Source organism: Streptomyces synnematoformans (assembly GCF_039531005.1).
GTDB lineage: Bacteria > Actinomycetota > Actinomycetes > Streptomycetales > Streptomycetaceae > Streptomyces > Streptomyces synnematoformans.
In genome coordinates this window covers 1-19,363 of sequence record NZ_BAAAPF010000121.1, presented here as the reverse complement: position 1 = coordinate 19,363, position 19,363 = coordinate 1, and the positions used below count along the sequence as shown (strand labels likewise).

Below are 19,363 nucleotides of genomic sequence, written 5' to 3'. Positions count from 1 at the left end.
CCCCGCCCCCCCCGGCGCCGCGGCGGCGCGGGCGGGCGGCGGCCGCGGCGCCGGGATGGCCAGCAGCGCGCGCCGGGCGAAGGCGGTGACGGTCAGCCCGAGCAGCGCGAGCAGCAGCAGGTGCCGGGTGGGGGAGAGGTGGCCCGCGACGAGCGCGCCGAGCCCGGCGCCGAGCATCCCTCCGAGGCTGAAAGCCGCGTGGAAGCTGGGCAGCACCGGCCGCCGCATGGCGGCCACCAGGTCGACGGCCGCGCTGTTCATGGCGACGTTGATGGAGCCGAACGCGGCGCCGAAGACCAGCAGGACCAGGCCGAGCGCGAGGGCGGAGCGGGTCAGCGGCGGCAGCAGCACGCCCGTGCAGAGCAGCACGGCGGTGCCCACGGTGACCGCGTGGGCACCGTAGCGGCGGATGAGCCCGCCGGTGAGCACCATCGTCGCCACCCCGCCCGCGGACACCCCGAGCAGCGCCAGGCCCAGGGCGCTGGGCGAGGCGCCGGTCTGGTCCTTGATGTCGGGGATACGGACGACCCAGCCGGCGAAGACGAAGCCGTCGAGGGCGAAGAAGACGGTCAGGACGATACGGAGCCGGGCGAGCCGGGCCGCCGCCGCGCCGCCGGGCGGGGTGGCGCCGCGGAGTCGCCGGGGGAACGCCGCCCGTATTTTGTTTAGCGTCGGCACAAAGACAGAATAGAAGCGTGACGCCGACTCGTACAAGGCCCGTGCGACCCGAGAGGGGCCGGAGCGCGCTGGGGCCCGCGCTGGAGCTCGTCCACACCGGCCGGGCGCCCACCCGCGCCGTGCTCACCGCCGAGCTGGGGGTGACCCGGGCGACCGCGGGCGCCGTCGCCGCCGAGCTGGCGGCCCTCGGCCTGATCACCGTCGACTCCCGCCCCGCCGCCGCCCCCGGCCACCAGGGCCGGCCCTCGCACGGCCTGTCCGTGAACCCCGACGGCCCCGTCGTGCTGGCCGCGCAGGTGCACGCCGACGGCTTCCGGGCCGCGCTCGTCGGCCTCGGCGGGCACATCGTCGCCACCGCCCCCGGCTGCATGACCGTCCCGGCCGACCCCGCGCACGTCTTGGCCGCCGTCGTCGAGGAGGGCGCCGAACTGCTGCGCGCCACCGGGCGCACGTGCGTCGGCGCGGGACTGGCCGTGCCGTCCGCGGTCGCCGAGCCCGACGGGGAGGCACTCAACCCCCTGCACCTCGCCTGGCCCGCGGGCGCGCCCGTCCGCCGGATCTTCCACGAGTGCCTGACCGGCTCCGGCATCGAGTTCGCCGCCGCCCCGCGGGCGTTCACCGGCAACGACGTCAACCTCGCCGCCCTGGCCGAGCACCGCCACGGCGCCGGCCGCGGCTCCGCGCACCTGCTGTGCGTCGCCACCGGCCACCGCGGCGTCGGCGGGGCGCTCGTGCTCGACGGGCGGCTGCACACCGGCAGCGCCGGCCTCGCGCTGGAGGTCGGCCACCTGACCGTCAACCCCGACGAGGGCCTGCCCTGCCACTGCGGCGGCCGCGGCTGTCTGGACGTCGAGACCGACCCACTGGCGCTGCTGACGGCCGCGGGCCGGGCGCCCGGACCGGAGGTCTCGCTGCTGCAGCAGGCCCGGGAGCTGGTGCGCGACGAGTACGCGGACCCGGCCGTCGCCGCCGCCGTCGCGCTGGTCGTGGACCGCCTCGGCCTCGGCCTCGCCGGCCTGGTCAACATCCTCAACCCGGACCGCATCATCCTGGGCGGGCTGCACCAGGTGCTGCTGGCCGCCGCCCCGGAGCGGCTGCGCGCGGTGGTGGCCGACCGCAGCCTGTGGGGGCGCAGCGGGGGCGTGCCGGTGCTGGAGTGCACGCTGGACCACAACAGCCTGGTCGGCGCCGCCGAACTCGCCTGGCAGCCGGTGCTCGACGACCCCCTCGGCGTCCTGGAGGGGTGAACGCGCGGCGGCCCCGGAGGCGCCGGCGCACGCCACGTCGTACGCACCCGCCACCCCGGTCGCGGACGTCCGCGGGCCGGACCGCCGTCCGGTCCGCGGCGCCCGCGCCGGTGGGGGGTTGCCGCCCGCCCGGCCGGCCGGGTGCCGGGTCCGGCGCGGCCGGGCGGAGCGGCTACGGAACCGCCGCCAGGCTGCGGGGAAGCGAGCGGACCCGATGCCGCACAGTCAACTCGCCACCCGTGCCCACCGGGAGGGCGCACACGCCACGACTGCGGGCGCGCACTTCACACCCCGTGTGAAACGCCCTCGGTTACGCTGGCGGACACCCTGCACGCAGGAGGGCACATGGAGCCCAACACCCTGCTCGACGCGGCACTCGACGAGGCCGGCATCTCCCACGCCGGGCTCGCCGCGCACGTCAACCGGGCCGGTGCCGCCCGCGGTCTGCGGCTGCGGTACGAGCACACCGCCGTCGCCCGCTGGCTCAAGGGCCAGCGGCCGCGCGGCCAGGTGCCCGACCTCATCTGCGAGGTGCTGGCCGAGCGCCTCGACCGCCCGGTCACGCTGGACGACATCGGCTTCGGCTCCGCCGGCGGCACCTCGTCGGCCGCCGCGCCGCTCGCCCGCTTCGTCGAGCGCGCCACCGCCCTGTGGCGCTCCGACGAGCAGCAGCACCCGCACGTCGTCGGCGCCCGCGCGCTCACCGGGACCCCCGCCGTCATCCCGGTGTGGGAGTGGGAGAACCCGCCGGAGGACGGGGACGTCTCCCGCAGCGGACCGGTGCACGTCAGCGAGGCCGACGTCACCACCCTCAGGGCCGCCCGCGCCCACTACGAGCAGATGTACCGCAAGGCCGGCGGCATGGCGACCCGCGCCCGCGTCGTGCGCTTCCTCAACTCCGAGGCGGCGCCGCTGCTCCGCGGGTCGTACGGCGACGAACTGGGCCGGCGGCTGCACCGGGCCACCGGCGGCCTCGTCGCCGTCGCCGGCATCTGCGCGTACGACTCGGACGCCCTCGGGCTGTCGCAGCGCTACTTCCACCAGGCGCTGCGGCTGGCCAAGGCGAGCGGGGACCGCGGCTTCGGCGCGTACGTCATCGCGATGCTCGTCAACCAGTCGCTGTTCCTCCGGGAGTACCGCCAGGCGGTGGCGTTCGCGGAGGCCGCGCTGCGGGCCGCGGACCAGGACGTCAGCCCCGCCCTGGCGGCCGACCTGTACGCGATGCAGGCCAAGGCGTACGCCTTCCTCGGCGACCGCTCGGGCACCCTGGACTGCATCCGCCGCGCCGAGTCCGCCGCCGGACGGATCAGCGCACGCCGGGAGCCGGCCGAGACCGACTACGTCCAGCCGGGTCTGGTCAACGTGCAGGTGGCCGAGGCGCTCTTACGCATCGGGGACCTGCGCGCCGCCCGCGAACAGGCGGCGACCGCCGTGCACCGGCCCGCCCACGACCGGGGGCGGGTGCACCGGCTGGCGATTCTGAGCCACGTCGAACTGCGCCAGGGGGACGCCGAGGAGGCGGCGGAGTCGGCGCTGGAAATGGCACGAGCGGCCAGAGGGATGGAGTCGCAGCGGCTGCGGGACAGGTTGCGCGCGGTCCGTCGCCATCTGACCGAGACCGGCGGAGGGGGGACCGCCGAGGCGGCGGAGCTGATCGACGCAGCGTTGCGCGTTCCGCTCTGAGCGGGGGCCGTCACCGCCACTGGACGGCGACAAGGGGGATGGTACGTGCGATGGAGGAACCTCAGGGAGCACACCGTGTACGAAAACCGCTGGTTCCGCGTCAACCTGGCCGACGTGGAACTCCCGGACGGGCGCCACCTGGACCACTATCTGATCCGCCTGCGACCCGTCGCCGTGGCGACCGCGGTCAACGAGGCGAACGAGGTGCTGCTGCTGTGGCGGCACCGGTTCATCACCGACGTCTACGGATGGGAACTGGCCGCCGGGGTGGTGGAGGACGGGGAGGACCCCGAGGCCGCCGCCGCCCGCGAGATGGAGGAGGAGACCGGCTGGCGGCCCGGCCCGCTCACCCACCTGATGACCGTCGAGCCGTCCAACGGCCTGACGGACGCCCGGCACCTCATGTACTACGCCACGGAGGCGGTGCAGATCGGCGATCCCGAGGACGACTTCGAGTCCGACCGCCGCGAGTGGGTGCCCCTGAAGGGGGTGCCCGACATGGTCGGCCGCGGGGAGGTGCCCGCCGCGAACATGGCGGCGGCGCTGCTCATGCTCCACCACCTGCGCCTCGGCGCCTGACCGGGCCCGCCGGGCCCGCCGGTGGCCGGCCCCGCGACGGGGCCGGCACACCGGCGGCCGGCGGCCCGCGCCGCTCAGCGGCCCAGGGCCTGCCATAACGCCATTGCCATCGCCGCCGCACCGGTCAGCGCGGCGATCGAGGGCAGTGGCCAGCGCGAGTGCTCCAGCGAGGTGACACGTGCCGTGAGCTCGTCGATCTCCCGCTCCATCTGCTGACTACGCTGTGACAGCAGTGCGAGCCGCCCGTCGATGCGGGCGAGGCCCACATCGAGCGAGCGCCGGATCTCGGCGAGCTCGGACACGACCGCACTCGTGTCGGGTTCGGTGGCCACGGTCTGCTCCTTTGTCCCGTCCGTGCCCCGCGTCCGCCCCCCATGGAAGTCCACCGAGGGGGGCGCGCGGGAGCGTGTGGAGGGTGCATATGCACGTGCCTTTCACGCGCCCCGTGTGAATACGTCACGCAGGGTGACGGGTGCGGGTGTGCGGGCCGCGGCCCGCGCCCGGCGGACGGCGGCCGGGAGCACGCGGAGGCCGCCGGAATACTCCGCGGGGAGCAGGCCGGGTGCCGCTGGCCGTACGACGACCCGGACCCCCTCCGAGCGGGAGTCTCAAGGGTGTCAGCACCACAGACCCTCTTGAGGAGTTGAGACCGATGCACACCCTGGCGCACTGGAACGACGACGGCCCCGGCCCCTGGATCCTGCTCTTCCCGCTCATGTGGGCGCTGGTCCTCGGCGGCCTGTTCTTCTTCGTCCGCCGCGTCGTCTGGCGCGGCCGCGGCGCGCCGTGGCAGCGGTTCCGCGGCGGTCCCGGCGGTCCCGGTGGTCCCGGCGGCGCGGGATACGGCGAGCAGTCGCCGATCGCGGTGCTCGGCCGGCGCTTCGCGGCGGGCGAGATCGACGAGGACGAGTACTGGCGCCGGCTGTCCGTGCTGAGCGAGGAGTTCGGGCGCCACACCGACACCAAGGGCGGTGCGGCATGACGCACGCGACCGGCACCGCCTCCGTGATCACCGGCGCGGCCGCCCGCGTCGTCGACGCGGTCAAGGTCTACGGCAGCGGCGACACCGAGGTACGGGCGCTCGACGGCGTCGGTGTCGCCTTCCCGGCCGGGAGGTTCACGGCCATCATGGGCCCCTCGGGGTCCGGGAAGTCCACGCTGATGCACTGCGCCGCCGGCCTGGACACGCTCACCTCCGGCGCCGCCTTCATCGGCGACACCGAGCTGGGCGCGCTCGGCGACAAGCGGCTGACGATGCTGCGCCGGGACCGGATCGGCTTCGTCTTCCAGGCGTTCAACCTGCTCCCGACGCTGACCGTCGCCGAGAACATCACCCTGCCGCTGGACCTGGCCGGCCGCCGCGGCGACCCCGCGTGGACCGACTCGCTGATCGACGTGGTCGGCCTGCGCGACCGGCTGCACCACCGGCCCGCGGAGCTGTCCGGCGGCCAGCAGCAGCGCGTCGCCGTGGCCCGCGCCTTCGCGGGCCGCCCCGACGTGGTCTTCGCCGACGAGCCCACCGGCAACCTCGACTCGCGCTCCGGCGCCGAGGTCCTGGGCCTGCTCGCCGACACCGTGCGCGAGCTGGGCCGCACCGTGGTCATGGTCACCCACGACCCGGTCGCCGCGGCCTACGCCGACGAGGTGGTCTTCCTCGCCGACGGCCGGCTGGTCGACCGCATGGAGGCGCCCACCGCGGACCGCGTACTGGACCGGATGCAGCGCTTCGTGGGCGAGGGCCCCCGCAGCCCCCGCACCGCCCGGTCCCTCAACGACACTGCGGAGAGGAAGAACCCGTCATGAGCGGCACCCGCGCGTCGCTGCGGCTGAGCATGGCCGGGCTGCGCACGCACAAGCGGCGGTTCGCCGGCACGTTCTTCGCCGTGCTCCTCGGCGTCGCGTTCCTCGGCGGCACCCTCGTCATGGGGGACACCCTGAGGTCCAGCTTCGACGCCATGTTCGGCCGCGCCACCGGCGGCACGGACGCGGTGGTGCGCGGCGACGACATGATCACCACCCCCGGCGAGTCGTTCGGCACCCGCCGGTCCGTCCCCACCCGGCTGGCGGACGAGATCGGGAGGATGCCCGGCGTCGCCGCGGCCGAGCCCCGCATCGAGGGCCCCGGGCAACTGCTCGACGAGGACGGCGAGCCGGTGGGCGGCGGGGGCCCTCCGACCCTGGCCGGCAACTGGATCGCCGACAAGGACCTGAACTCGTACCAGATCGCCGAGGGCCGCGCGCCCGAGCGGTCCGGTGAGGCGGTCGTCAACCGGGGCGCCGCGAAGGCCGGCGGCCTGCACATCGGCGACACCACGACCGTGCGCACCCCCGACCCGCTGAAGGTGACGATCGTCGGCATCTCCACCTTCGGCGGCGAGGACGCCATGGGCCAGACCACCTTCACGGCGCTCACCCGGGCCGACGCGGAGAAGCACCTCACCGCCGAGCCCGGCCGGGCCACCAGCATCCAGGTGCGCGCCGGCCCGGGGGAGAGCCAGGAAGAGCTGGTCAAGGCGCTGACCCCGGCGCTGCCCGAGGGCATCGAGGCCGTCACCGGGCAGGAGGTCACCGAGGAGAACCAGGACCAGATCGCCGGCCAGTTCCTCAGCGGCTTCACCGCCGGCCTGCTCGGCTTCGCCGGCGTGGCCATGCTGGTCGCGACGTTCAGCATCTACAACACCTTCGCGATCGTCGTCGCCCAGCGCACCCGCGACAACGCGCTGCTCCGCGCGATCGGCGCCACCCGGCGCCAGATCGTGGGCCAGACGCTCGCCGAGGCCCTGGTCGTCGCCGTGGTCGCCTCGCTCGCCGGCCTCGCCGGCGCGCTGGGGATCGCGGCCGGGCTGCAGGCGTTGTTCCCGGCGGTCGGCTTCCCGTTCCCCGACGGCGACCTGGTGGTCAGCGGGCTGTCGCTCGCCCTGCCGTTCGCCACCGGCGTCCTGGTGTGCCTGGCCTCCGCGCTGGCGCCCGCAATCCGCGCCGGCCGCACCGCGCCGCTGGCGGCGCTGCGCGAGACGGCCGTCGACGGCTCGGGCTCCTCCCGGGTACGGGCCCTGACCGGCGGCCTGCTCATCGCCGCGGGCGCCGGGCTGACGGTCTACGGAGCGGTGCCCGGTGGAGACTCCGCCGACCCGTCGGTGACGCTGACGGTCGCCGGCGCGGTGGTCACCCTCGCCGCGTTCGTGGTGCTGGGCCCGGTGGCGTCCGCGTACGCCGTACGGATCCTCGGCGCCCCGCTGCGCCGCATGAACGGCCGCCTGGCCCGCCGCAACGCGCTGCGCAGCCCCAAGCGCACCGCGGCCACCGCGACCGCGCTGATGATCGGCGTCGCGGTGGTGTCCCTGTTCACCGTCTTCGGCGCCTCGCTGAAGTCCACGATGGACCAGACCGTCTCGCGCGCCTTCGCCGGCGACGTGGCGGTGCGGGTGCCGGCCTTCGGGCCGGAGAGCGGCGCGCTCAGCCCGAAGGTCGCCCCCGCGGTGGCGAAGCTGCCGGAGGTGGAGCACGCGCTCGGCCTCGGCACCGGGGTGGCGCGGGTGGACGGTGACGGGCGGGCGCTGACCGTCACCGACCCGGAGCGGATGGGCGACGTGCTGGACCTCGGCGCGGTCGAGGGCAGCCTGGCGGGCCTGGGCACGACCGGGGTCGCGGTCTCGCAGAGCGAGGCGGACGACCACGGCTGGCAGGTCGGCAGCACCGCCCGCTTCACCTTCACCGACGGCGAGAAGCAGCCCTTCACCGTACGGGCCGTCTACGACCAGGCGGACCTCGCCGGGGACTACGTCCTCACCCGCGAGGCGTGGCAGCCGCACCGGATGCAGGACTCCGACTCGCTGGTCGCGGTCGCGTTCCGGGACGGCGTGTCCGAGGCGGACGGCAAGGCGGCGGTGGAGGGTGTCGCCGAGCGGTACGGCAACCCGGAGGTGCAGACGCGGGACGAGTTCGCCGAGTCCTCGGCGGCCGGCGTCGACATGATGCTGACGCTGGTGTACGCGATGCTGGCGCTCGCCGTGCTCATCGCGCTGCTGGGCATCGCCAACACCCTCACCCTCGCCGTGCACGAGCGGACCCGCGAGCTGGGCCTGCTGCGGGCGGTCGGGCAGACCCGGGCGCAGCTGCGCGCGATGGTCCGCTGGGAGTCGGTGCTGGTGGCCGCCTTCGGCACGGTCGGCGGGCTGACGCTCGGCGCATTCCTCGGCTGGGCCATGACGAAGGCCACGGACTCGTCCGGCGACGGGGTGTTCACCGTGCCGCCGGTCCAGCTGTCGATCGTGGCGCTGGTCGGCATCACGGCCGGCGCGCTGGCGGCCTGGCGCCCATCCCGCCGGGCGGCGCGACTGGACGTGCTGGGCGCGATCGCCACGGAGTGACCCGCGGCCGGCACGGCGGCAGGCGGCTCGTCCGGCTCCTCGCGAGCAGGGCGGGCCGCCCGCACGTCGGCGCCGAGCCGTAGCGGGTGCCCGGCGAACGCGCAGGCGGCCGCCTCGGTCCCGCGGTGCGGGCGCGCCCCCGCGGAGCGGGTCTCGTCAGCCGAAGTCCGCCGCCCCGCCCGCCCGGCCGCGCGCCGCGCGCACAGCTTCGAGGAAGCGGCCGGCCGCCTTCGCGCCCGACTCCTCGCCGCCGGCCCGCTCGCCGGTCAGCGTCAGCACGTACTGCCGGCCGTTGACCGACGCCAGTGCCCGGTCGCCCCGGCCGAACCACGCCCGGCCCGCGCGCACCTCCTGCACCGGGGCACTGTCGATCTGGGTGCCGTAGCTGGTGAGCAACTCCAGCCGGCCGTCCTTTATATGCACCTGTCCCGCCCGGGTGAGCGAGCGCAACCAGCGCCCGATCCGCACCCCGCGAGCCGTGTACTCCGTCTCCGCCACGCCGACCCTCCTCGGCTCCCCCACGGCGCTCCCTCCGGAGCGACGAGCGCGCATGGGCGGCACCGCCGGCTTCCGCCGACGGCACCAGCACTGCTGCCAGTGTGCCCACGACGGGCCGGGGTGGCCAGAGCCGCCGCATATGATCGGGGTGTGACCGCCAGCGCACAGCACCCGCCCGCCGCGCCCGGCGGCGCCCTGCCCACCCTCGACGTCGACCGCAGCGACCCCGGCGCGCGCGCCTGGCTGCAGGAGGCCGTCCGCAGGGTGCAGGCCGACGCGAACCGCACCGCCGACACCCACCTGCTCCGCTTCCCGCTGCCCGAGCGCTGGGGCATCGACCTGTATCTCAAGGACGAGTCCACCCACCCCACCGGCAGCCTCAAGCACCGCCTCGCGCGCTCGCTGTTCCTCTACGGGCTGTGCAACGGCTGGATCCGCCCCGGCAAGCCCGTCATCGAGGCGTCCTCCGGCTCCACCGCCGTCTCCGAGGCGTACTTCGCCGACCTGATCGGCGTGCCCTTCATCGCGGTGATGCCGCGCACCACCAGCCGGGAGAAGACCCGTCTCATCGAGTTCCACGGCGGCACCTGCCATCTGGTGGACGACCCGCGGACGGTGTACGAGGTGTCGGCCCGGCTGGCCGAGGAGACCGGCGGCCACTACATGGACCAGTTCACCTACGCCGAGCGGGCGACGGACTGGCGCGGCAACAACAACATCGCCGAGTCGATCTACCACCAGCTGCGCCGCGAGCGCTACCCCCGGCCCGCGTGGATCGTCGCCACCGCCGGCACCGGCGGCACCTCCGCCACCATCGCCCGCTACGTGCGCTATCTGCAGTACGACACCCGTGTCTGCGTCGCCGACCCGGAGAACTCCTGCTTCTTCGCCGGCTGGGAGAGCGGCGACGCCGACGTCGTCTGCGACAGCGCTTCGCGCATCGAGGGCATCGGCCGGCCGCGGATGGAGCCCAGCTTCCTGCCCGCGACCATCGACCGGATGATGAAGGTGCCCGACGCCGCCAGCGTGGCGGCCGTACGCGCGCTGGAGCGGGCCATCGGGCGCAAGGCCGGCGGCTCGACCGGCACGGGGCTGTGGAGCGCGCTGAAGATCGTCGCGGAGATGGCGGCGTCCGGCAGCACCGGCAGCGTCGTCACGCTGATCTGCGACCCCGGCGACCGCTACCTCGACAAGTACTACTCCGACGACTGGCTCGCCGAGCAGGGCCTCGACATCGGCCCGTACGCCGCGCACCTCGACGGCTTCCTCGCCACGGGCCACTGGGACTGCTGAGCGCCCCGGCGCCCCTGCCCCCGGTCCGGCTCAGCCCTCCGCCGGCTCCTGCGGCTCGCCCGCGACCACGACCTCCGGCAGGTGCTCCGCCATCTCCGCGCGCGCCTCCGCGCGCACCCCGGGGTCCGTGACCAGCGCGTCCACCGAGTCCAGCGAGGCGAAGGAACTCAGGCCCACCGTGCCCCACTTGGTGTGGTCGGCGACGACCACGACCCGCCGCGCCGCCCGCACCAGATGGCGGTTGGTCTCCGCCTCCGCCAGGTTCGGCGTGGAGAGCCCCGCCTGTACCGATATCCCGTGCACCCCGAGGAACAGCACGTCGAAGTGGAGCGTGCGGATCGCCTGGTCGGTCACCGGGCCGACCAGCGAGTCCGACGGCGTCCGCACCCCGCCCGTCAGCACGACCGTCGCGCCGCGCGCACCCGGCTGCTGGGCGGCGTAGAACACGTCGGCGACCCGCACCGAGTTGGTCACCACCGTCAGGTCCGGCACCTCCACCAGGTGCCGCGCCAGCGCGAACGTCGTCGTCCCGCCCGAGAGCGCGATCGCCGCGCCCGGCGCCACCATCTGGGCCGCCGCCCGCGCGATCTCCTCCTTCGCGCCCGTCTCCCGGGAGGACTTGGCCTCGAAGCCCGGCTCGTGCGTGCTCGCCTCGGCCAGCGGCACCGCGCCGCCGTGCACCTTCTCCACGACCCCCTGGCGCGCGAGCGCGTCGAGGTCGCGCCGGATGGTCATGTCCGAGACGTTCAGCCGGCGCGTCAGCTCGTTCACCCGCACCCCGCCGCGGCGCCGGACCTCGTCCAGGATGAGGGACCGGCGCTGCTCCGCGAGCAGGTTCTGGTGGTCGCTCACGCCTTCGCCCTTCGTCCCGGGGTCGCTTGTCCGGGTCATCCTCCCATGCGGGTACGTCCCGGGGTGGCGGGTGTTCGCCCACCGAGGCGACCCCCCGCGTCACGATTCTGCTTCGCCTCCCGCGCGGGAAGCTGCACCGGAGAGCCGATACCGGGATGCTGGTTCCCGGCATCTGACGCATGACGGCACGGGGGGCGAGAGGCATGCAGCCGGAGGCGCTGAGCGCCAGGGGGAAGACGGCGGGGCCGACCGGTGCGGGCGGCGCCGCGCCGCGGCCGGCGCTGGAACTGCTGGTCCACGGCGTGGGCGGGGCCACGCCGCAGGAGATGCTGGGCGACCCGCGCACCGAGCTGGTCACCGGCGACCGCACGGCCGGCATCCACCGCCGCACCGCCGACGTCCGCGCGGCGGGGCGGGCGGAGCCGGCGGGAGCGGCGGAGACCGCGAAGGCGACCGGGACGGCGGGGGAGCCGCACGGGGAGGGCGCATCCCGTACGGAGCCGGTGCAGGAGGCGTACTGCTGGTCGAACCTGACCTCCGGCAACGGCGCCCGGGCGCTGTGGCTGGTCCTGCTGCCGTTCATGATCGCGAACCTCGCGCACTGGATGCGCCCCGCGGCCCCGTCGCGGCACCGCGCGCAGCGGGCGTACGACGTCCTGGTGCGGATCCTCGCGCTGACGCTCACCGTGCAGCTCGTGCTGGCCGCCGGCGAGGTGACGCTCGACCTGCTGGCCTGGCAGTGCGCGGGCAGCGCCCACTGCGTCGCCGACAAGTCGTGGCTCGGCTTCATGGCCGCGGACTCCGGCGGGTGGTTCGGCGCGCCCGGCCGCCGGCTCGCTCTGGCCGCGCTGGTGCCCGTGCTGCTCACGGCGCTGCTGTGGTGGCTGTCGCGGCGCACCTGGCGCATCTACGAGTCGGCCAAGCCCGCGCCGCGCACCGCCGCGGCCGGCGGGCCCGGCGCCGGGCAGCCGGCGCTGTCGCTGCCCGGCTTCTGGTACGGGCGCCGGCTGGTGGCCCGGCTGCGGGCGGCGCACACGGCCGCCGGCCTGCTCGCCGTCGCCTCCGCGCTCCTCCCGGTCACCGCCGCCGCCGACGCCGACGACGGCGGCGGGCTGCGGGCCGCCGGCTGGGTGCTCGGGGCCCTGGCCGCGGCCGGCTGGGCCGCCGTCGTCGTCCTGGTGTGCCGCTCGGGGCGTACGGAGGCGGAGCCGGACATGGGCGAGGACCGCCGCACCGTGCGGGCCCTGCCGCTGGCCGCGCTCGCGCTGCTGGCGGCGGTGCTCGTCCACACCGCCTGGTCCCGCCCCGGCTGGGTCTCCTCCGGCCGGCTGCCCGGCACGTGGATCTTCGGCGGCCTGGCCGTGGCGCAGGGCGTGCTCGCGGCGGGGCTCGCGGTCACCGGCCTGGTGCTCCAGCGGCGCGCCACCGGCGGCCCGCCCGCGCTGCGCGGCCTCGGCGGGGCGTGCGTGGCGCTGCTGGCCGGCGCCGTGGCCGGGGTCTTCCCCGGCGGCGTCGCCCAGCTCGTCGAGGACTGGCTGGACCGCGGTGCCACCCCCGGCGAGAACGGCCCGCTCGCCGGCCCGCCCGTGGTGCTGTCCTGGCAGGCCACGGTCATCCCCCTCGTCGCCCTCCTCGTCCTGCTGCTCGCGCTCGCCGGCGGCTGGCGGCTGGCGGTGCTGCGCCGCCGGCTCGCCGTCGAGGTGGCCGGGCTCTACCCGGCCGAGCACCGCCACACCGCGGACAACGACCCGCGCACCGGCCGCATCACCGGCGCCATCGCCCGGGCCCGGCTCACCGACGACGCGCCGCCCGCGATCGGCGCCGCCGCGCTGGCCACCCTGGTGCTCGGCGCCGGCGCCGTCCTCGGCGCCCTGCTCACCGGCGAGGTGCCGGGCAAGGCCGCCGACGGCGCGCCCGGCCCGCTGCCCGGGCTGGCCCGGACCGGGCAGGCGCTCGGCTCCTGGATGATGGGCGCCGGGGTCATCCTGCTGCTGGCCATGGGCCGGCAGGCGTACCGGGATCCCAAGTCGCGCCGTACGATCGGCATCCTGTGGGACGTGGGCACCTTCTGGCCGCGCGCCGCCCACCCCTTCGCGCCGCCCTGCTACGCCGAGCGCGCCGTGCCCGACCTCGCCTGGCGGACCAGCACCTGGACCACCCGCACCGGCGGCTGCCTGGTCATCTCCGGCCACTCCCAGGGCAGCGTGCTCGCCGCCGCCGCGGTCTGGCAGCTCGACCCGGACATCCGCGGCCGGGTGGCGCTGCTGACGTACGGATCCCCGCTGCGCAGGCTCTACGGGCGGTGGTTCCCCGCGTACTTCGGCGACGACGCGCTGGCCGCGCTCGACCGGGAGACGCACGCCTGGCGCAACCTGTGGCGGCTGACCGACCCCATCGGCGGGCCGGTACGGCCCACGACCCCGGACGGGCGGCCCAGCGACGTCGACCGGGAGCCCTTGAAGGACCCGCTGGCCTTCGAGCGCACGGCCGCACACCCGCTCCCCGCCGCGATCAACGCGCACTCCGACTACCAGGCCGACCCGGCCTTCGCCGGCGAACGCGCCGCGCTGCTCGACCGGATCGCCGTCGCCCCTTCGGCGCCGGCGGAGGAGTGGCCGCGGCGGGTGCCGCGGCCCGCGGCGGAGCCGGAGCGGGAGTCCGCGGCGCCGGAGTCCGCGGAGCCGGGGACCGGGGGCGAGGCGGCGGCTCAGGGCAGCGCGGGGATGTCGTCCGCGTAGAGCAGCGTCAGCTCGTCGGTCGTGGGGTCCGGGAGCTGGGCCACCCGGCCGGCGTGCCGCTCCACCATCGCCTCGAACGTCTGCCGCGCGGTACGGCCGTTGCCGAACCCCGGCCCTTTCGGGACCACCGTGAAGTACTTCAGCAGCGCCTCGGCCGTGCCCTCGCCGAGCCGGTACTCGTGCTCGTCGGCCTGCTGCGCGACTATGCGCAGCAGCTCCTCCGCGGTGTAGTCGCCGAAGGTGATGGTGCGCGAGAAGCGCGACGCCACGCCGGGGTTGACGGCGAGGAACCGCTCCATCTCCGTGGTGTACCCGGCGGCGATCACGACGACCGACTCGCGGTGGTCCTCCATCAGCTTCACCAGCGTGTCGATGGCCTCGCGGCCGAAGTCCCGGCCGGAGTCCTCCGGCGCCAGCGCGTACGCCTCGTCGATGAACAGCACGCCGCCGTGGGCCCGTTCGAACGCCTGCTGGGTGCGGATCGCCGTCGAGCCGATGTGCTCCCCGACCAGGTCCACCCGGGAGACCTCCACCAGGTGCCCGCGGTCCAGCACCCCCAGCGAGGAGAGGATCTCGCCGTACATCCGCGCCACGGTCGTCTTGCCGGTGCCGGGGGAGCCGGTGAAGACCAGGTGGCGGCGGACCGAGGCGGCCTTCAGGCCCGCCTGCCGGCGCCGCCGGCCGACCTCGATCATGTCGGTCAGCGCCCGCACCTCGCGCTTGACGTTCTCCAGCCCGACCAGCGCGTCCAGCTCCGCCAGCACCTCCCGGGCCGGCCGCGCCGCGGCCTGCACCTCGGCCGCCGGCCGGGCGCCGGCCGCGCCGCCCGCCGGCTGCGGCGCGAACGCGCCGAGCAGGCCGTCCGGTTGCGGCTCGGTGCGGGCGGCGGGCACGGTGGGGCGGGCGCTCGCCGTCTCCGCGCTCTCGTCGCTCGTGCAGTCCTCGACGACGGGGCCGCCGTCGGAGCCCTCGGGGGCGGCGGGGCCGGCGTCCGCGAACTCGTAGCCGCCGCGCGCGCAGCGCTCCGTACGGCACCGGGTCAGGGCCGTCCGGCAGCCGTCGATGACGTGGAAGCCGTAGCCGAGGCTGCCGGTGACCCGGCAGCCGGTGAACGAGCCGCGGCCGGCGGCCGAGACGAACACCCCGGCCTCGGTGGGGGAGGCGATCGTGCAGCCCTCGACCGCGGGGTCGGCGCCCTTGGTGACGATGATCCCGGAGGCGACGGAGTCGACGGTGGTGTCGCGGACGGTGCCGCCGCTGCCGTGGTCGCGGAACCACGCGCCGGTCGCCGCGTCCCGGATCCGGCACTGCTCCAGCGCGACCGCGGCGCCGTCGCTCACCGACACCGCGGTGCCGCGCACCTGCGCGAGGTCGGTGTCGCTCGCCTCGACCGCCGAGCCGCGGTCGAGGACGACGAGCGCGTCGGGCACGTCGTGCACCCGGCAGGAGGTGAACTTCGCGGCGGCGCCGTCGCTCACCCACACCGCCGGGTAGTCGCCGGTGCTGTCGTGGACCTCGCACTGCGCCGCCTCGGCGCGGGTGCCCGCGTCCCACACCGACAGGCCGTTGCGGCCGAAGCGGCGCACGGTCACCCGGGCCAGCCGCGCCTGCGCGCGCGAGCGCAGGTCCACGGCGTTCTCCGGGACGTCGTGGACCTCGCAGTCGGTGAGCCGGAGCACGGCCTCGGTGTCCAGCGAGATGCCGTCGCCGGAGGTGCGGTGCACCGTGCAGTCGCTCAGCTCCCCGGCGGCCCGGGACGTCAGCTGCACGCCGGCGCCCTTGATCTCGTAGATCTCGCAGCCCACCGCCGCCACCGTGCTGCCCTCGCCGGTGAGCAGCAGCCCGGCGCCGCCCGCGTGGTGGATGCGGCACTGCGACAGGTGCGCGCTCGAACCGCCGCGCACCGCGACCCCGCTGCGCCCGGCGGCCAGCACCTCGCAGCCCTCCAGCGCGCCGCCGGACCCGTCGGCGAACGTGACCCCCGTGCCCGCCGGGTTGTCCACGGCGCAGCGGCGGACCGTCGGCCGGGCGTCGCCGCGCACCTCGATGCCGGCGGCGGAGCGGGTGACGACCCGCAGCCCGGTCAGCTCCGGCCGCCCGGCCTCCACGAGCACCGCCGGGACCGCCGCGTCCTCCCCCTCGACGTGCAGCCCCTCGACGACCGCGGACGCCCGGACGGTCAGCGCCACCCCGTCGGCCGGCGCGATGCGGACGGAGCCCACCGCGCCCCCCGGCCCGCGCAGCGTCACCGCCCGCTCCAGCACGACGTTCTCCCGGTACGTGCCCGGGGCCAGCGACAGCACGTCGCCGTCGCCCGCGGCCTCCAGGGCCGCGGCGAGCGACCCGTACTCGCCGGTGCGGCGGCGCCACCGCACCGCCCCCCGGGAGGCGCCGGTGTGCGTGACCTGGACGGAGCCCTGTGCCATGTCCTGCTCTGCCCCCACCTCGTGCGTCGGCTTGGCTGGGGCACCACCGTAGCGCGCGCGGCGAGGCCGGCCGGCCATGTTCAGGGCCGGTCCGTGCTCAGTAGCGCTGTCCGTCCTGGTAGTACGGGCGGGCGTACTGGTCGGCGTACGTCTGCGGGGACGCCGGCCGGGCGGGCTGCGCCTGCTGCGGCGGCGCGGGCCGCGGCGCCACCGGCCGCATCGCCTCGTACCCGGGCGGCGGGGCCGACTGCTGCTGCGGGCGGGGCTGTTGCGGCTGCGGCCGCTGCTGCTCGTACCCCTGGTCCCAGCGCGGCTGCGCCTGCTGCGGGACGAAGGGCTGCGGCGGCGCCGGCTGCGGGGCGGGCTGGTGGCCGCCGTACGCCTGGGTGTGCGCCGGGTGCGGATGGTGCTGCACCGGAGGTGCGGGGGCCGGCGCCGGCAGCGGGGCGGGCGGCAGGGCGGCGCGGGGCGCGGGCAGGGCCGGGAGGTGGTGGCCGGTGTCGTACGAGGGAACCCTGATCGGGGCGATCTGGGGAGTGCCCCGCTCTTCGACCAGGCTGTCGTAGATCGGGGTGTCCGGGAAGGCCGGCGCGGCATAGTAGCCGCCGCCGTAGGGGCGGGGGGAGGTCATACCGCATAAGTTAAGCCCACGATGTGGTCGTTGGGGAGACCGATAAGAAGGTTGTTTTGCGTGTTCGAAGTGACCGACCCTCACCAATGCGAGTGAACTCGGGGAAATCGGGCTTCTTGAGGTGTTGAGATTTTGTAAAGGCCAGGTGGACGGGGGGAGTCGGGCTACCCGCGCGTAGGAAATGCGTAGCTCACGCGTACGTACGCCCCTTCCACGCGGCGCCCTTGCCGCGGTGGTGCCGTACGGCCGAGTCCACCGTCATGAGCAGGTAGAGCCCGGCGGTGAACGGCAGCAGCGCGGCGGCCCACGGCGGCTGCCCGTAGTACCGCAGCACCGGCAGGTACGTCCCCGCCATCACGGCCCACGCGAGCGCCCCCGCGACCGCGGTCGCGGGCGCGCCGCCCAGCAGCTCGGCGGCGAGCACGAGCGGCGGCACCAGGTACACCAGCGCGAGCCCGGCGACCACCGCCGCCAGCAGCAGCGGGCTGTGCCGCAGCTGGGCGTACGCGCTGCGCGACACCATCCGCCACAGCCCGGCCAGCCGCGGGTACGGACGCACGCTGTCGACCCGCTCCGCCAGCCCCAGCCAGATCCGCCCGCCGGCGCGCTTGACGGCGCGCGCCACGGACACGTCGTCGATCAGCGCCCCGCGCACCGCCTCGGGGATGCCCGCACGGCGGGCGGTGTCCGCCCGGAGCAGCACGCAGCCGCCGGCCGCGGCGGCGGTCCTGCCGCCGGCGCGGTTGACCCAGCGGAAGGGGTAGAGCTGGGCGAAGAAGTAGACGAACGCGGGCACGACGAGCCGCTCCCAGCCGGTGGCGGTGCGCAGCCGGGCCATCTGCGAGACGAGGTCGTACCCGCCGGTCTCCGCGGCGGCGACCAGTTCGCGCAGGCTCCCCGGGCGGTGGGCGATGTCGGCGTCGGTGAGCAGCAGGTACGCGGCGCCCGCCGCGTGCGCCTGCCCGATCCCGTGCCGGAGCGCCCAGAGCTTGCCGGTCCAGCCGGGCGGGGGCTCGCCGGGGGAGGAGACGGTGAGGGGCAGCGCACCGTCCCCGGCCCGCGCGGCGAGCGCGCGGGCGGTCCCGGCGGTGTCGTCGCTGCTGCCGTCGTCGACGAGGAACACCTGGGCCCGGCCCGGATACGCCTGCGCCAGCAGCGACGGCAGGCTGTCCGGCAGCACCCCGGCCTCGTCCCGCGCCGGCACGACCACGGCCACGTCGGGCCACCGCCCGGGCTCGCCCCGGCGCGGCAGCCGCACGTCGGTCCGCCAGAAGAGCCCCTGCCCCAGCAGCAGCCAGGCCCAGGCGAGCAGGGACAGCACGGCGGTCCACGACAGGAGGGTCACCGCAGAAGTCTCCCGCGGCCGCCCCCGCGGTGCGAGCACGACGGTCGGCTCGGCGGGCCGGGCGGCGCCCGGGGCCCCTCCGGCCGGGCGCCGCGGGCCCCGCCGCCCGGGCCGCGGGCTAGACGAGTGAGTCCGATCCCCCGCCTGCGGCTGGGGGCACCGCCCATGCGCGCGCAAGCGCGCCATGGGGGAGCCTGGCACGCGCTCCCCCACAGCGCGCAAGCGCGCGTGGGCGGTACCCCCTGCGCGCGCGTGGGCGGTACCCCCAGCCGCGTTGTCGGGATCGACCGAATAGGCCCACTATGCGGTCGACCCTCCGCCTTGCGATCGCACGCACCAGACTCCCCCTACGCCCGGAGGGCGTGGGCGGTGCCCCCTGCGCCGCCCGCCCTGCGGGCGAACGACGGGGGATCGGACGCACTCGTCTAGAGTGACCGCGTGAAGATCGCGCTTGTGGACTCCGGACTCGGGCTGCTGCCGGCCACCGCCGCCGTACGGCGCCTGCGGGACGACGCCGAGCTGGTGCTGTCCGCCGACCCCGACGGCATGCCCTGGGGGCCGCGGGCGCCCGCCGACCTGGGGGAGCGGGTGCTCGCCTGTGCGCGGGCCGCCGCCGCGTACGGGCCGGACGTGCTCATCGTCGCCTGCAACACCGCCTCCGTGCACGCCCTGCCCGTGCTGCGCGCGGAGCTGGAGCCCGCGCTGCCCGTCGTCGGCACGGTGCCCGCCGTGAAGCCCGCCGCCGCCGGCGGCGGCGAGCTGGCGGGCCCCGCTGGCGGTCTGGGCCACGCCCGCCACCACCGGCAGCGCCTACCAGCGCCGGCTGATCGGCGACTTCGCCGGCGGCGCGGCCGCCACCGAGGTGCCCTGCCCCGGCCTCGCCGACGCCGTCGAGCACGCCGACGAGGCCGAGCGGTTGACCGAACTGGGCGTGATCGTCGCGCTGATGGGCGCGGGGCTGAAGATCGATCGTCGCGTCGGCTGGCCGGCCTGGGCGTCGACGACCCGGCTGCTCGCGGTCAC

15 protein-coding genes and 1 pseudogene are annotated in these 19,363 nt (G+C 76.1%); 9 read left to right on the top strand and 7 right to left on the bottom strand.

Annotation, left to right across the window (positions count from 1 at the left end; genetic code table 11):
• On the bottom strand, positions 1-678 hold a 678-nt coding region (locus tag ABD317_RS18765; protein ID WP_425582389.1), incomplete at its 3' end, for an MFS transporter.
• Positions 679-695: 17 nt separating this feature from the next.
• Here ABD317_RS18765 and ABD317_RS18760 point away from each other — a divergent pair.
• The 3 genes from ABD317_RS18760 (at position 696) to ABD317_RS18750 (ending at position 4,187) form a co-directional block, all read left to right on the top strand.
• Positions 696-1,925: an ROK family protein gene (locus ABD317_RS18760; protein ID WP_027757458.1), complete on the top strand. Its 1,230-nt coding sequence runs from the start codon at positions 696-698 to the stop codon at positions 1,923-1,925.
• Positions 1,926-2,270: 345 nt separating this feature from the next.
• Entirely contained in the window at positions 2,271-3,608 is a 1,338-nt protein-coding gene (locus ABD317_RS18755; RefSeq protein ID WP_027757459.1) for an NsdA family TPR-like regulatory protein, read from the top strand.
• 45 nt (positions 3,609-3,653) lie between these two features.
• Positions 3,654-4,187, top strand: coding sequence for an NUDIX domain-containing protein (locus ABD317_RS18750; RefSeq protein WP_078627975.1), 534 nt, complete (start codon positions 3,654-3,656; stop codon positions 4,185-4,187).
• Positions 4,188-4,261: 74 nt separating this feature from the next.
• Here ABD317_RS18750 and ABD317_RS18745 read toward each other — a convergent pair whose 3' ends face one another.
• Positions 4,262-4,519, bottom strand: a complete 258-nt coding sequence (locus tag ABD317_RS18745) for a hypothetical protein (RefSeq protein WP_344291094.1) — start codon at positions 4,517-4,519, stop codon at positions 4,262-4,264.
• Between the two features lie 320 nt (positions 4,520-4,839).
• Between ABD317_RS18745 and ABD317_RS18740 the strand changes: the two genes are divergently transcribed.
• Genes ABD317_RS18740 through ABD317_RS18730 form a run of 3 tightly spaced genes read left to right on the top strand, consistent with a single transcriptional unit; the run spans position 4,840 to position 8,557 of the window.
• The gene (locus tag ABD317_RS18740; RefSeq protein WP_344291093.1) at positions 4,840-5,169 is read left to right on the top strand and encodes an SHOCT domain-containing protein; all 330 of its coding nucleotides are present in this window, start codon (positions 4,840-4,842) and stop codon (positions 5,167-5,169) included.
• On the top strand, positions 5,166-5,990 hold the full coding sequence (locus ABD317_RS18735; RefSeq protein WP_344291092.1) for an ABC transporter ATP-binding protein: 825 nt from the start codon (positions 5,166-5,168) through the stop codon (positions 5,988-5,990). The genes ABD317_RS18740 and ABD317_RS18735 overlap by 4 nt, the downstream gene beginning before the upstream one ends.
• Positions 5,987-8,557, top strand: coding sequence for an ABC transporter permease (locus tag ABD317_RS18730; RefSeq protein WP_344291091.1), 2,571 nt, complete (start codon positions 5,987-5,989; stop codon positions 8,555-8,557). Before ABD317_RS18735 ends, ABD317_RS18730 begins: the two co-directional genes overlap by 4 nt.
• A gap of 156 nt (positions 8,558-8,713) precedes the next feature.
• Here the strand turns inward: ABD317_RS18730 and ABD317_RS18725 are convergent, their stop codons facing one another.
• The gene (locus tag ABD317_RS18725; protein ID WP_344291090.1) at positions 8,714-9,055 is read right to left on the bottom strand and encodes a hypothetical protein; all 342 of its coding nucleotides are present in this window, start codon (positions 9,053-9,055) and stop codon (positions 8,714-8,716) included.
• 150 nt (positions 9,056-9,205) lie between these two features.
• Here ABD317_RS18725 and ABD317_RS18720 point away from each other — a divergent pair, with 150 nt between their 5' ends.
• On the top strand, positions 9,206-10,348 hold the full coding sequence (locus ABD317_RS18720) for a PLP-dependent cysteine synthase family protein (protein WP_344291089.1): 1,143 nt from the start codon (positions 9,206-9,208) through the stop codon (positions 10,346-10,348).
• Between the two features lie 30 nt (positions 10,349-10,378).
• Here the strand turns inward: ABD317_RS18720 and ABD317_RS18715 are convergent, their stop codons facing one another.
• Positions 10,379-11,200, bottom strand: coding sequence for a DeoR/GlpR family DNA-binding transcription regulator (locus tag ABD317_RS18715; protein ID WP_344291096.1), 822 nt, complete (start codon positions 11,198-11,200; stop codon positions 10,379-10,381).
• A 203-nt stretch (positions 11,201-11,403) separates the two neighbouring features.
• On the opposite strand from ABD317_RS18715, the gene ABD317_RS18710 reads away from it, so the two are divergent.
• Positions 11,404-13,938, top strand: a complete 2,535-nt coding sequence (locus tag ABD317_RS18710; RefSeq protein WP_344291095.1) for a hypothetical protein — start codon at positions 11,404-11,406, stop codon at positions 13,936-13,938.
• On the opposite strand, the gene ABD317_RS18705 is transcribed toward ABD317_RS18710, so the two are convergent.
• From ABD317_RS18705 to ABD317_RS18695, 3 genes are all read right to left on the bottom strand, one after another.
• Positions 13,908-16,364 (bottom strand): right-handed parallel beta-helix repeat-containing protein, encoded by a 2,457-nt coding sequence (locus ABD317_RS18705; RefSeq protein ID WP_344291088.1) that lies wholly within the window; start codon positions 16,362-16,364, stop codon positions 13,908-13,910. The genes ABD317_RS18710 and ABD317_RS18705 overlap by 31 nt on opposite strands.
• 97 nt (positions 16,365-16,461) lie before the next feature.
• Positions 16,462-16,995 carry a DUF6643 family protein gene (locus ABD317_RS18700; RefSeq protein WP_344291087.1) on the bottom strand — a complete coding sequence of 178 codons (534 nt, stop codon included), beginning with the start codon at positions 16,993-16,995 and terminating at the stop codon, positions 16,462-16,464.
• Positions 16,996-17,185: 190 nt separating this feature from the next.
• Positions 17,186-18,340 carry a glycosyltransferase gene (locus ABD317_RS18695; protein WP_344291086.1) on the bottom strand — a complete coding sequence of 385 codons (1,155 nt, stop codon included), beginning with the start codon at positions 18,338-18,340 and terminating at the stop codon, positions 17,186-17,188.
• A gap of 438 nt (positions 18,341-18,778) precedes the next feature.
• Between ABD317_RS18695 and ABD317_RS18690 the strand changes: the two are divergent.
• A pseudogene (locus ABD317_RS18690) lies at positions 18,779-19,363 on the top strand (glutamate racemase); the annotation flags it as partial.

Coding starts and splice junctions, on each gene's coding strand:
- ABD317_RS18705 (WP_344291088.1), bottom strand. CDS start 16,364: ATGGCACAGGGCTCCGTCCAGGTCACGCACACCGGCGCCTCCCGGGGG.
- ABD317_RS18730 (WP_344291091.1), top strand. CDS start 5,987: ATGAGCGGCACCCGCGCGTCGCTGCGGCTGAGCATGGCCGGGCTGCGC.
- ABD317_RS18735 (WP_344291092.1), top strand. CDS start 5,166: ATGACGCACGCGACCGGCACCGCCTCCGTGATCACCGGCGCGGCCGCC.
- ABD317_RS18755 (WP_027757459.1), top strand. CDS start 2,271: ATGGAGCCCAACACCCTGCTCGACGCGGCACTCGACGAGGCCGGCATC.
- ABD317_RS18700 (WP_344291087.1), bottom strand. CDS start 16,995: ATGACCTCCCCCCGCCCCTACGGCGGCGGCTACTATGCCGCGCCGGCC.
- ABD317_RS18740 (WP_344291093.1), top strand. CDS start 4,840: ATGCACACCCTGGCGCACTGGAACGACGACGGCCCCGGCCCCTGGATC.
- ABD317_RS18710 (WP_344291095.1), top strand. CDS start 11,404: ATGCAGCCGGAGGCGCTGAGCGCCAGGGGGAAGACGGCGGGGCCGACC.